This window comes from Marinobacter gelidimuriae (assembly GCF_000372805.1).
Classification (GTDB): Bacteria; Pseudomonadota; Gammaproteobacteria; order Pseudomonadales; family Oleiphilaceae; genus Marinobacter; species Marinobacter gelidimuriae.
The window spans coordinates 1-12,864 of the sequence record NZ_KB889925.1; the positions used below are offsets into that span (position 1 = coordinate 1).

The 12,864-nt window shown below is 55.7% G+C and carries 10 protein-coding genes and 1 pseudogene; 5 read left to right on the forward strand and 6 right to left on the reverse strand.

What is annotated here, in order from left to right; genetic code table 11:
• Positions 1-101: 101 nt before the first annotated feature.
• On the forward strand, positions 102-593 hold the full coding sequence (gene tnpA, locus A3OI_RS21285) for an IS200/IS605 family transposase (protein WP_018405231.1): 492 nt from the start codon (positions 102-104) through the stop codon (positions 591-593).
• A gap of 248 nt (positions 594-841) precedes the next feature.
• Positions 842-1,996, forward strand: a complete 1,155-nt coding sequence (locus A3OI_RS0115890; RefSeq protein WP_018405232.1) for an isocitrate/isopropylmalate dehydrogenase family protein — start codon at positions 842-844, stop codon at positions 1,994-1,996.
• Between the two features lie 23 nt (positions 1,997-2,019).
• Here A3OI_RS0115890 and A3OI_RS0115895 read toward each other — a convergent pair whose 3' ends face one another.
• Both A3OI_RS0115895 and A3OI_RS0115900 read right to left on the reverse strand, forming a co-directional pair.
• Positions 2,020-2,589: a DUF1439 domain-containing protein gene (locus A3OI_RS0115895; RefSeq protein ID WP_018405233.1), complete on the reverse strand. Its 570-nt coding sequence runs from the start codon at positions 2,587-2,589 to the stop codon at positions 2,020-2,022.
• 93 nt (positions 2,590-2,682) lie between these two features.
• Positions 2,683-3,909, reverse strand: coding sequence for a pyridoxal phosphate-dependent aminotransferase (locus A3OI_RS0115900; RefSeq protein ID WP_018405234.1), 1,227 nt, complete (start codon positions 3,907-3,909; stop codon positions 2,683-2,685).
• A gap of 183 nt (positions 3,910-4,092) precedes the next feature.
• Here A3OI_RS0115900 and A3OI_RS0115905 point away from each other — a divergent pair, with 183 nt between their 5' ends.
• The gene (locus A3OI_RS0115905; RefSeq protein ID WP_018405235.1) at positions 4,093-5,076 is read left to right on the forward strand and encodes a D-2-hydroxyacid dehydrogenase; all 984 of its coding nucleotides are present in this window, start codon (positions 4,093-4,095) and stop codon (positions 5,074-5,076) included.
• An 84-nt stretch (positions 5,077-5,160) separates the two neighbouring features.
• Here A3OI_RS0115905 and A3OI_RS0115910 read toward each other — a convergent pair whose 3' ends face one another.
• From A3OI_RS0115910 to A3OI_RS0115925, 4 genes are all read right to left on the reverse strand, one after another.
• Positions 5,161-5,826: a LuxR C-terminal-related transcriptional regulator gene (locus A3OI_RS0115910; protein ID WP_018405236.1), complete on the reverse strand. Its 666-nt coding sequence runs from the start codon at positions 5,824-5,826 to the stop codon at positions 5,161-5,163.
• A gap of 55 nt (positions 5,827-5,881) precedes the next feature.
• Positions 5,882-7,828, reverse strand: coding sequence for an acetate--CoA ligase (acs, locus tag A3OI_RS0115915; RefSeq protein WP_018405237.1), 1,947 nt, complete (start codon positions 7,826-7,828; stop codon positions 5,882-5,884).
• 216 nt (positions 7,829-8,044) lie between these two features.
• Positions 8,045-8,887 (reverse strand): glutamate racemase, encoded by an 843-nt coding sequence (gene murI / locus A3OI_RS0115920; protein WP_018405238.1) that lies wholly within the window; start codon positions 8,885-8,887, stop codon positions 8,045-8,047.
• Complete coding sequence (locus A3OI_RS0115925; RefSeq protein ID WP_018405239.1) at positions 8,884-9,381, reverse strand: hypothetical protein; 498 nt, start codon at positions 9,379-9,381, stop codon at positions 8,884-8,886. Before A3OI_RS0115925 ends, murI begins: the two co-directional genes overlap by 4 nt.
• A gap of 197 nt (positions 9,382-9,578) precedes the next feature.
• Here A3OI_RS0115925 and plsB point away from each other — a divergent pair, with 197 nt between their 5' ends.
• Both plsB and A3OI_RS0115940 read left to right on the forward strand, forming a co-directional pair.
• Complete coding sequence (plsB, locus tag A3OI_RS0115930) at positions 9,579-12,053, forward strand: glycerol-3-phosphate 1-O-acyltransferase PlsB (protein ID WP_018405240.1); 2,475 nt, start codon at positions 9,579-9,581, stop codon at positions 12,051-12,053.
• A 376-nt stretch (positions 12,054-12,429) separates the two neighbouring features.
• Positions 12,430-12,753: pseudogene (locus A3OI_RS0115940) on the forward strand (IS66 family transposase); the annotation flags it as partial.
• Between the last annotated feature and the right edge of the window lie 111 nt (positions 12,754-12,864).

Here is a 12,864-nt window from a genome sequence, read left to right on the forward strand (position 1 = left end):
GGCGACAACTGATCGGTGATCTCGATGGATTTTCCGTGCTTTACAATCATCCTCTAAAGTTACACCCTACGGAAAATACAATCTAGCTTAGAAGGCGTAAAATGACGGAAGAAGTGAATTGGCGAAAAGGCCGAAGCGTTGTCTACAAAAACACAATTCACCTAGTCTTTGTCGCAAAATACCGCCGTGCGGTGTTTACAGGCGAGATTCTGACCGCACTGGAAGCGATCTTTCGAGAAACCTGCGAACAGATGGGGTCGGAGTTGGTGGAATGTAACGGTGACGGCGATCACGTTCACCTGATTGCGAGCGTTCACCCTCGGCATTCGATCTCGAATTTTGTCGGTAAACTGAAAGGCAAAAGTGCCTACGTTCTGCGTCGTGATTACCACAACGAAATCAGCCCTTGGCTGTGGGGCAACCACCTCTGGAGTCCCAGTTATTGTGCGGTGTCCACCGGTGGCGCTTCGCTGGACGTGGTGAGAAGTTACGTGCAACAACAAACGCGACCCGCCTATCCCTCAGCTAAAGCAAAGGGTTTGCGCCCAGCAGTTCCTCGATCAAGTTCGGCGGACCGGCAATCACCAAGCTGATGCGCGAATGAAAAAGCGACATCCAAACCTTCGTCACAGCCACATTCGTCACACCGGCTTTTTTCATGTCGTTTTTCAGACAACGTCATTACCCTCTTTGCGTATATTTATGTAGGATCACGACACATTACCAACTTAGCCGTAAATAACTCATCGAATCAGCCAGTGGCATTGGCTGCCATCACAGCTACACTTATCACAACGACGCTAACGTAGCGCTTTTTTTGCTTACCGGCCAAGGAGTTTGAATGTCTGCTACAACCAACATCGCTATCACACCCGGCGACGGTATTGGCCCGGAAGTGGTCAATCAAGCCGTTAATTGTCTTGAGTTACTACGCCAACGCTACAAACTGGATCTGGGCTGGCACCAGTTCCCCTGGCCTTCACACCATTGGCACCAGCAACACGGCGAATCCATGCCTGCTGACGCTCTGGAACAATTGCGCGCTTTTGATGCCATTTTGCTGGGCGCCTTGGGCGACCCTGGCCCGGTGACCGATCGCAATCGTTATCTGTTGTCTGACAGCGTGTCGCTGGCGCCCTTACTGCAGATCCGTAAAGGCTTTGACCAGTGGGCGTGCGAGCGGCCCGCGCGCTTGCTGCCCGGCGCTCGCCAGTATCTGGCGGACGATCGCGCACGCGACATCGACATGCTGGTCATTCGGGAAAACTCAGAGGGAGAATACGTCAGCCAGGGCGGGCGCCTGCGCCAGGGTACGCCCCATGAAGTGGCTACCCAGATTGAAGTATTTACCCATTTCGCCAGCGAACGCATCATTCGTTACGGCTTCGAGCAGGCCCGCGCCCGAGCCATTCACCGCAAGCAACACGACGAGACACGCCAGTTTCAGACATTAGATGGCCGCGTCTGTGAAAGCCAGGTTTGCCTCGTAACCAAACGCAACGCCTTGCGTTACTGGGGTGATCTTTATACTGAAGTGTTTGAGCGCATGAGCCTGGAGTACCCGGATGTGGCAACCCATCATGAGCTGGTGGATGCCGCCTGCATGAAGTTCGTGCAGAGCCCGTGGGCGTTTGATGTGGTGGTGGCCAGCAATCTGCAGGGCGATATTTTAACCGATCTGGCGGCGGTGCTGTCCGGCGGATTGGGGGTGGCACCATCCTGCAACCTGAACCCCACAGACCCAACCATGCCGTCAATGTTCGAGCCGACTCACGGCAGCGCGCCGGATATTGCCGGCCAAGGCCTTGCGGACCCCACAGCTATGTTATTTACCACCGCGCGCATGCTGGATTGGCTAGCCCACAAAGATCCGGCTATGGCCGCGGCAGGCCATGCTCTGTTTGAGGCCACAGCCGCAGACCTGGCAAAGCACGGCGGCAAGCGACGATCAACCGCCGAGATCGGCGCAGCCGTTTGTGCACGGTTAAACGCCTGACCTGAAAGTAAACACCGCTGCGCCTAGTCGGCCATAACAAACTCAAGCCGGCCTGGCGCTACGCGGATATCCATGGGAACCATGCCAAACATACGCTGGGCCATGCTGCTATCGTCTAAGCGATATATCGGCATGGTTTCCAGCATTTGCGCCACTACCCGCATAACCGTGTCGGTAACGGGCTTAAGATCACCGCGGAACAGTGGTGATTCAACGCTGCTTTCCAATAGCTGTAAACGGCGAAGATACACCGCTTTTTCAGCGCTGTCATAAACCGGAGCACCCTCAAGCTTCAACGAGATATCCACTGGCAGTTTTGCCATCAACACATTAAGAGCTACTTGCCCTTTCAACCCTATTACAGCCACATCGCGACCGTCCGGACCAAGGGTAATATCCGCGTCATTCAAGCTCAGACTTAATGGCGAGCCGCTTTGCAATTGCTTGCGATCGTAGTCGCGCACAGCATCCTGCAGGTGGCGTTCAAGCTCACCTTCGGAAACCGCGTAAGGAGAAAGGCTGGCGCAACCGCTGGCCAGAACAGCCAGCAGAACAATACACAACCAGCGTGTGGTGTTCGAAAATCCGATCATCAGTGTTGCCTCCGTGGGTTCGGACTCTATCCTGACCCACGGCTGCCAAGCGGGCAAGGCCCGCTCGGCATTATTGTTGCGCCGCCAAAAAAGCTAGAAATTCTGCTTTGCCATCCACGGGATGATACGGTCAAATGCTGCATCCAGCTTTTCACAGGTGGTGGAAAAGCTGAAACGCAGGGCATTGGTGCAACCCTCGCCAAAGGAATCTCCGGGCACGGCACAGACTCCGGTTTCTTTTAGCATTCGCAACGCCAGATCGGTGCCATCCACATGGGCGGGTAAATCCGGAAAGGCATAGAAAGCCCCACCCGGCTTGTAGCCGGTCAGATGCGGCGTCTGGGCAATCAGCTCAACAACCTTGTCGCGACGCTCGCGGTAAATATCGACCATGTCCTTTACGCACTGCTGATCGCCGGTTAATGCTGCCACACCGGCAAACTGGGCCGGCGTGTTCGCCACCGACGTGGTAAACATATGATAGCGCCGCAGCGACTTGATGGCCGCCTGGCTGGAGATTACCCAGCCAACTCTAAGGCCCGCCATGCTGTAAGTTTTGGAGAAACTGCTGATGCACATGATGTTGTCCAGATCCACCGCGCAGGTTAAAACACTGGCAAATTCATTGTCATCAAAAATCAGGTGATCGTAAACCTCGTCGGCATAAACCTGAATGCCGCGATAGGCGCATTCTTCCAAGATGGCTTCCACGGTTGAACGCGGATACACCGCACCGGTGGGGTTGTTCGGATTATTCAGAATAAGGGCGAAGGTGCGCGGCCCAATGGCTCGAATAATATCGTCTGGATCTAACTGATGGTTGTTTTCCACGTGAGTAGGCACATATTTCACCTCGCCACCGTTCATACGGATCAGCGGCGCATACAGCAAAAAAGACGGATCTGTAACCAGAAACTGACGCCCGGGCGCAGCGGTTGCCGCTATGGCCAGGTACATAGCCTCGGTGGCACCATTGGTCACCAGAATGTTGTCGCGAGTGAGCTTGCGGTTGTAGCGTTTGCCATAATAGTCGCGCAGAGCTGTTACCAGTTCTGGCAGACCCGCATCCATTGTATAGCCGGTTTGGCCTGCGTGAAGAGCATCCACATAGGCATCAATAATATGCTTTGGCGTGGGCAAGTCAGGCTGACCAATGGACAGATGAATCACGTCTTTCATGGTGGCCGCCAGATTCACCATACGACGGATACCAGGTACGGGAACCGCCTGCATAGCAGGGTTCCAGCTGGCTTTGGTTTTGCGGTATTTGACGGTTCTGCTTTTGGTCTGGCTGCTTTCGTGGTTGGCGGACGCCACCATAAATTAACTCCTGCAAGCTGCGACGACATGAGACGGAAAAGTTCCGCTGGAACTGCAGGTTAGTCTCGTTACGCAGGCTCTACAAGCACGCATCTGCAGGTTGACCCCAGCCCATGTGCTGTCCAGACTGTAAGCACACCCGCCAATCATTTCAAGCCCCAGGGCTCAAGGGAAAAAACACTCATGGCCACACAGAAAAAACCGGTGATTACCATTCTGACTGCGCCCGGTGATCCGCAACCCGAGGGGTTACATGCGTTGCGATCGCGAGTAGAAATACGTCACGCCTGGGACGAGAAAACCCTGAAGAATACCTTACCCGGTACCTCGGTGCTGTTGGTCACTGATTTTCGCACAGAAGCGCTGGAAGCGGCCTGGCACTGCGCCGATGAGCTGCGTTGGATTCACGCCACCAGCGCCGGCGTGGATGCGCTGATGTTCCCGGCGCTGGTGAGCAGCAAGGTGATGGTCACCAACGCCCGCGGTATTTTCGATCGCACGATTGCCGAGTATGTATTGTGTACCATCCTCATGTTTGCCAAGGATTTTCCGGCATCGTTGCGATTTCAGTCAGCGCATCGCTGGCAGCACCGCGACACGGAAAGAGCAGAAGGCAAACACGTGCTGGTGGTGGGTGCCGGCTCCATCGGTCGACAAATTGCCCGCCTAACGAAGGCCATTGGCATGAACCCCCATGGCATCGCCCGCAGCGCCCGCCCGCAAGATGCAGACTTCGTTGCGGTACACGCCAACGATCAGCTCCATGAGCAACTTGGCAAAGCCGATTACGTGGTCATTGCGGCACCGCTGACACCACAAACCGAGGGCCTTTTTGACAGCGCCGCCTTTGCCGCGATGCGCAAGGACGCACGCTTGATCAACATTGGTCGCGGCCCGATTGTTAAAACCGATGACCTGATCGCCGCTCTGGAACAGGGTCAGATTGCCGGTGCCGCGTTGGACGTGTTTGAAGAAGAACCGCTGCCGGCCGACCATCCGCTATGGGATCGGGAAAACGTGATCATGACGGCCCATATGGCCGGCGATTTTATTGGCTGGCGGCGGGCTCTGGTGGATCAGTTCCTGCAGAACTTTGATCGCTGGCACCAGAATAAAGAGGTGTTCAATCGCGTTGACAAAGGATTGGGCTACGCAGCCAAAGGCTGAAAATACGGCGCCGAACAAAAACAGAAAGAAACAAAAAAGCCGACGGCTGTGACAGCACGTCGGCTTTTTGTTATCCGTTTTAGGTTAGCTGCCCGAGAGCGACTGCTCCGACGGGTCAATCTCCATCTGCTGAATGGCAATCACAGCCTGGGTGCGATTACGCACACCCAGTTTGCGGAAAACCGCCGTAATGTGGGCTTTGATCGTGGCTTCAGACACCTCCAGATCGTAAGCGATCTGCTTATTCAGCAGGCCTTCGGCCAACATACCCAACACACGAAACTGCTGTGGTGTGAGTGACGCCAGTTTCTCGGAAAAATTGGTGGCATCTGAATGCATGCGTTCGATTTTGTCCGCGGCGCCCTCAGGCAACCATACATCACCCTGCAGTACGTCCTGAATGGCCTTGGTGATGGTGGGCAGCGGCGCCGATTTCGGAATAAAGCCAGACGCTCCATAGTCGATTGAACGGCGCACTACCTGCAACTGCTCCGAACCCGACACCACCACCACCGGCAAGCCAGGATACTGCCCGCGCATGAACACCAGCCCAGAGAAGCCGTGAGCACCCGGCATGTTCAGATCCAGTAACACCAGATCGGCATCCGGGTGAGTCTCTACCGCCGCTTGCAGCGCCTTGATGCTGTCAACTTCTACGGTAAGAGCATCGGGTACTGCCTGGTTCACCGCCTGCTTCAATGCTGCCCGAAACAGTGGGTGATCGTCCGCGACAATAATTGTTTGTGCCATTCCACGGTATCCTTGACGGTGCCGGCGCTTGCCGAGCGATTACTTTGAATGACGGCTACTTTAACTGACGGCTGCTGATCAGATCGTCAACGACGCTTGGATCCGCCAGTGTGGACGTGTCGCCCAACTGATCGTACTCGTTGGCAGCAATCTTACGCAAAATACGGCGCATGATCTTGCCTGATCGGGTTTTTGGCAAGCCCGTTGCCCACTGAATCACGTCCGGAGAGGCAATAGGGCCAATTTCTTTGCGCACCCATTGTACCAGCTCTTTTTTCAACTCGTCGGTCGGCTCATCGCCCTGCATCAACGTAACATAGACGTAGATGCCCTGCCCTTTGATGTCGTGGGGGTAACCTACCACCGCCGCTTCCGCTACTTTCGGATGGGACACCATGGCACTTTCTACCTCGGCGGTACCCAGGCGGTGGCCAGATACGTTCAGCACGTCGTCAACTCTGCCGGTAATCCAGTAGTCACCATCGGCGTCACGGCGGGCACCGTCACCGGTAAAGTACATGCCTTTGTAAGCGCTGAAGTAGGTCTGAATGAACCGTTCATGGTCACCAAAAATGGTGCGCATCTGCCCGGGCCAGCTGTCCATAATCACCAGATTGCCTTCGGCTTCGCCTTCCAGCAACGTGCCTTCAGCATCTACCAGGGCCGGCTGAACACCAAAGAATGGCACGGTCGCAGAGCCCGGTTTCAAATCGGTAGCGCCCGGCAGAGGGGAGATCAGGATACCGCCGGTTTCGGTTTGCCACCAGGTATCGACAATCGGGCATTCGCCATTGCCAATGACCCGGTGGTACCACTTCCAGGCTTCAGGGTTGATGGGCTCACCGACCGAACCCAAAATTCTCAGGCTGCTGCGGTTGGTGCCATCCATGCAGCTTTCGCCTTGGGCCATCAGCGCTCGAATGGCTGTGGGCGCGGTGTACAGGATGTTCACCTGGTGCTTGTCGACCACCTGCCCCATGCGCGAGCTGTCCGGGTAGTTGGGCACACCTTCAAACAGCAGCGTAGTGGCGCCGTTGACCAAGGGGCCATACAGAATATAACTGTGCCCGGTAACCCAACCGAAGTCGGCGGTGCACCAGTACACATCACCATCGTGATAATCAAAAATGTATTGGTGGGTCATGGAGGCGTACACCAAGTAGCCACCGGTGGTGTGCAACACACCCTTGGGCTCGCCGGTAGAACCGGAGGTGTACAGCATGAACAGCGGGTCTTCGGCGTTCATGGGCTCGGGCTTGCAGTCTGCCGAAGCATTGGCCATCAGGTCTTCGTAGCGCTGGTCGCGGCTTTCTGTCCAAGCAATATCGCCGCCGGTACGAGTGACCACAATAACGGTTTTTACCGTGTGGCGATCGTCGTTTTTAAGCGCCGCGTCGACGTTCTTTTTAAGCGGAATTTTGCGGCCGGCGCGAAGGCCTTCATCGGCGGTAATCACGATGTTGGATTTGCCGTTAACCACTCGGGAGCCAAGTGCTTCTGGTGAAAAGCCGCCAAAGACCACCGAATGGATAGCGCCAATACGGGTACACGCCAACATAACCACGGCGGTTTCGACGATCATCGGCATGTAAATGGTGACAACATCGCCTTTTTTAACCCCCTGGCTTCTCAGCACGTTGGCAAATTTGCACACTTGCTCGTGCAGTTCGCGATAGCTGACATTGCGGGAGTCCGAAGGGTCATCGCCTTCAAAAATGATGGCGGTCTGGTCGCCACGGCTTTCCAGATGGCGGTCAAGGCAGTTGGCAGAAGCGTTCAGTTCTCCATCTTCAAACCATTTGATGGACAGCGCATTATAATCGTAAGTGGTGTTTTTGACTTTGGTAAACGGCTTGATCCAGTCTACGCGCTTGCCATGCTCGGCCCAGAACTGATCCGGGTTTTCGATGGACTGCTTGTACATCGCCTGGTACTGGTCTTTATTAATCAGCGCGTGTTGTGCCACTTCCGGGGTTACCGGATACACCTGCTTATCAGTCATGTTGCTCCCCTTTTTCCTGGTCTATTGTCATTATGGATTTGAAATTCAGAGCGAACGAACCTAACGGCCCGCCATCGGGATACCCATAGTTCCCTACAGTTCACCACGCCGATGGCCTTTTGTTGAATTAGACGAACGTACTAATTAACGTGAACGTGTGGCAAAGTTGCAAAAAATGACGCCAACAAGACGACAAATTGCGAGCTGACGTCGGCTTTAAATATGGCCCCACAAACTCACTATAGCACCGGGCGCAAGACCCAGGCCGGTCATAAATTGTTCTATTCCGGGAGGCGCCGACGCGCTGAACAGCGCCTGCTGCAAAGGCTTTGGCGGTATGCCCGGCTGCACCCGCAATGTGAGCGCTTGCGGTTGCGCCGACTTTAAGAAGGCGAGCAACTGCTCTACCCTGCGCGCGATGGCATCACCACTGTCGACCCAAAACCGCACACCGGGCGCTGCCTGCTTCAAAGCAGGCAGCAGCAGTGGATAATGCGTGCAACCCAGTACCACCGTGTCTACCCCTGCGAGCTCAAACGGAGCCAGAACCTCAGCCAGCTGTGCGTGCGGTACGGGTTCGCCCCGCGCCAGCGCCTCCGCCCAATGCACCAGACCTGGGTGCCCAATACGACACACCTGGCAGTCAGCCGCATAATCCGCAATCAGCTGGTCCAGATACGACCTTGCCACAGTGGCCGGCGTAGCCAGTATCCCGATACCGCGGTTGACACTGATCGCCGCCGCCGGTTTGATGGCTGGCACCACACCCACAACCGCCTGCGATACACATTGGCGCAACACGGGCAACGCCACTGTGCTGGCAGTGTTGCAGGCTATAACCACAATCTGGCAGTCAAACTGCGACAGAGCGCTGGTTACCAGGTTGCAGGTGCGCTTTATGACCTCCGCTTCGGGTTTGTCGCCATAGGGAAACCCTGCGTTGTCTGCCAGGTACACAATAGGCAATTGCGGGCAAAGGCGTCGAATGCTGGCAGCCACGCTGAGCCCGCCTACACCAGAATCAAACACCAGCACACTGGGGGGCGACGCTTCGTTCACCGATTAGCCCTGCCCGCAATGTCTAGCAGAATTTCCTCAGACATATCATGAATCAGCTGCCCGGAAATGGTGGTTAATGGCGGTATGGGCGGCGTGTGATCTGGCACAAACCAGCCTGCGTCTGCCAGCTCATCCTGCTGCAAAACCAGCTCGCCACTTTCATAGTCAGCAAAAAAACCGGCCATCAGCTGATGGGGAAACGGCCAGGGCTCCAGGCCTGCCAGGGCACCGTCTGTCTGATTGACCACAAACAGCGGCCGACTCTGGAACTGACCCAACGAAACCGCACTGGCGGACAGCGAAGCCACCTCATCGGCGGCCACCGTCTGCAACCAGCCATTGGCGGGCTTCAGCACCATATCGCCGCTTACTCGCAACACCCAGTCACCGGTTTGCAACGGCTGTGGCGCCCAACCCGTAACCCAATTTGCTTCAAGCTCGCGACCGCTTTGCTCGCGGGCGCGTTGATAGGCTGGAACGTTTCTCTGAGACATGATTACAACCCGATCCTGATATAACACCGGTGCAGGCTGTTTGCGCCGGCCCTGAAATTGTTGGCTTTAATGTATCATAGCGCCTGCGGCCAAAGCACAGACAGCGCCCGCACCGTCAGTACAGAATGACGGGCCGCTTTGCCGCCGCGCGCCGAGCCGGTAAACTCGACAGCTGAATTTCTACGGAGCAACACCCCATGGCATTTTTCCAGGGCATTCGCCGCCTGATTCTCGCCATTTTTCGGAAAATCCTGTTTCTTTGGGTGCGCACCCAGGTTACCGGTGCCACGCCCGAAGCTCTGGGCCTGAACCCACAGCAGCCAGTGTGTTACGTGTTGCAGTACAGCTCGCTGTCCAGTCACCTGGTGTTAGAGCAAGAAGTTCTGCGCGCAGGTTTGCCCCACGATACCCGCAAGAAAGCGCCGAAGTCTGCTGCCGTGCCCTGGTTTGTTTTTCTGTACCACCGCGTGGGCAATCTTTTTCGGGGCGGGCGCCAAACGCCGGTAGCCACTGACCACTTCAAGGCGGTGGTTCGGCACGCTATCAAAAACCCCGATCAAGATTGGCATATTGTTCCGGTATCGCTGTTCTGGGGGCGCTCGCCGGACAAAGAAAAGTCGCTATTCAAACTTTTGCTATCAGACACCTGGTCGGTGGCGGGCCGCTTGCAAAAGTTTTTAATCATTCTGGTGAACGGCCGCAACACTTACGTGCAGTTCGACAAAGCGCTGCGCCTACAGCCGCTGTTGGAGGAATATCGCGACAGCGAAGAACTGGCCAGCCGCAAACTGGCGCGGCTACTGCGCACTCATTTCCGCCGGGTTCGCCAGGCCGTATTAGGGCCAGACCTGTCACACCGCCGCACACTGGTCGAAGACCTGTTGCGCACACAGGCCGTAAAGCAGGCCGTCCGTGACTTAGCCTCGCAGAAAAACATGGCCGAAGACAAAGCGCAGCTTAAAGCCTACAAATACGCCGACGAAATCGCCGCCAACATGTCGGTAGCGACCGTCCGCGTTATGGACGTATTACTAACCTGGCTATGGAATCGCATTTATAACGGCGTTTCGGTGAATAATATTCAAGTAGTCAGAGACGTTGCCCGCGACAACGCGGTTATCTACGTACCCTGCCACCGCTCCCACATTGACTACCTGCTGCTGTCATACGTGCTTTACCAGAACGGCCTGGTGCCACCACACATTGCAGCGGGTATCAACCTGAATATGCCGTTAGTAGGGCCCATACTGCGCCGCGGCGGTGCCTTTTTTATGCGCCGCAGCTTTCGCGACAACCCGCTCTACGCCACCGTGTTCAACGAATACATGCACGTGATGCTGACCCGAGGCTACTCGTTGGAATACTTCGTTGAGGGCGGCCGCAGCCGCACCGGCCGAATGCTGCAGCCGCGGCCCGGTATGCTGGCAATGACGGTGCGCAGCTTTTTGCGCAATCACCAGAAACCTATTGTGTTTGTACCGGTTTACGTGGGCTATGAAAAAGTGATGGAAGGTCGTTCCTATCTGGGCGAGCTACGGGGCAGGAAAAAACCTAAAGAAAGCGTGTTTGGCCTGGCCAAAACCGTACGCAAACTCAATAAGTCCTTCGGCCGGGTTGCCCTCAATTTCGGCGATGCCATCCCCTTGGCCGAGGTGCTGGACCGCACTCAGAGCGACTGGCGCGAACTGTCCTATGGCGATGAGTACCGGCCACCCTGGCTGAACCAGGCCGTCAGCGCGTTGTCTGCGCGAGTCGCGCAGAACATCAATGCGGCGGTTGCGGTTAATCCTATTGGCATGGCCGCAACCGTGCTGCTGGGCAACGAGCGCCCGGCCATGGGTGAAACCCAGCTGGTTCGTTTGATGGACCAGTGCGCAGACCTGCTGCGGGCCTGCCCCTACGCCGACACGGTCACCCTTCCCGACGGCAGCGGCAGCGACTGGCTGGCGTATTCCGAAGCCATGGGGCTGGTGGGCCGGAAGCCGCAAAAGCTGGGGGACATTATTGTTTTGCAAGGCAGCAACGCGATCCTGATGACCTATTATCGCAACAACATTCAGCACCTGTTTGCCCTGCCCTCACTGATTGCCTGCCTGTTTGAAAACCGCCATTCACTGGCGCGGGAAAACATCGTGTTTCTGGCCAGCATCGCCTATCCCTATTTGCAGAACGAGCTGTTCCTGAAATACCAGGGCGATGAGCAGGTCACCCATATTATTAACCGCTGGCTGGACGTTCTGATCGCCCAGGGCCTTTTGCTAAAGCAAGAAGACGGGCGGATTGCACGACCGGTTGACGGCACTGATGCCATGGTGCGCCTGCGCTTGCTGTCGCGGTTTATCATCCAGACGCTGGAGCGCTATCACATTGTGGTGGGCATATTACGCCGCTACGGCTCAGGTAAAATCACCACAGAGGCACTGGAGGAGCAAAGCACTCTTTTAGCCGAGCGCATGTCCATTCTGTTTGGTCTGAATGCGCCAGAATTTTTTGACAAGAACCTGTTTCGCCACTTTATAAGCGCATTGCAGAGTAACAACGTGATTAGCACCGACGAACACGGGGTGATTTATTACGAAGACGGTCTGGACGAAGTCGCCAAAGATGCCCGACTGGTGCTCAGCGTGGAAAAACAGCTGGCCATTGAAAACGTTACCCGCATGGGGATGTGAACTACCAACACTAAATCGAAGATTTTGAGTTGGTATCTGGGTAAACCTACTACGCGGCCATGGGCTGCGCCGCATTTTCCCTTCTAATAACGACGGATTTGTGTGGCATAAGATCCATCATTATGGGGTTGGACACGAACCCCTTACAGGCTAACCCTAAGGCGTCACCCGTTGCTTTTCTGAGGATATTAAGAGCGTTGATGTCGGCGTTTATGATCCCGTGTTTGCTTTGATACAACCCTCGGCGGATTCGCTTTCCGCTGAATATCGGTACGAAATTTTGTAACTATTCAGCTCAAATTTTCTAAAAAAGTTCTTGACAGGGTTTTGGCCCCAATTTCATGAATTTAGGCCACACTCAACGGTACTCAGACCCATGAAGATCACTAACATTGATGTCGACGCTGCGCTGGCGGACGTCAGACAACAACGCCAAGCAGACACAACCGTCGCGCCTTCCATGCGGACGGCCATCGAGTTGCTGATGGTGCTGGTCCAGAGACTGAGTGGGCGGATTAACACCCACAGTGCNAACAGCCGTAAGCCGCCGTCTCAGGATCCGGATGCCATCCAGCGGGTGAAAGTGGATCGACGCACCTTACCCAAAGGCGGCGCATTTCGGGTTGTGGGCNTCGAGAAACGTCAGGTCGTTGATCTGGACATCCGCCGTTACGTTACCGAGTACCAGGCCGAGATCCTTCTGTCGCGTGCGCAGTTATCTGTCGACGGCGCGTAAGCAGAACGTGTCTGCCTCGAAAGCCCTGATGCATTTGTTCGAGGGGAGTGTGCCGCCGTTCATGGCGGTGGGTGC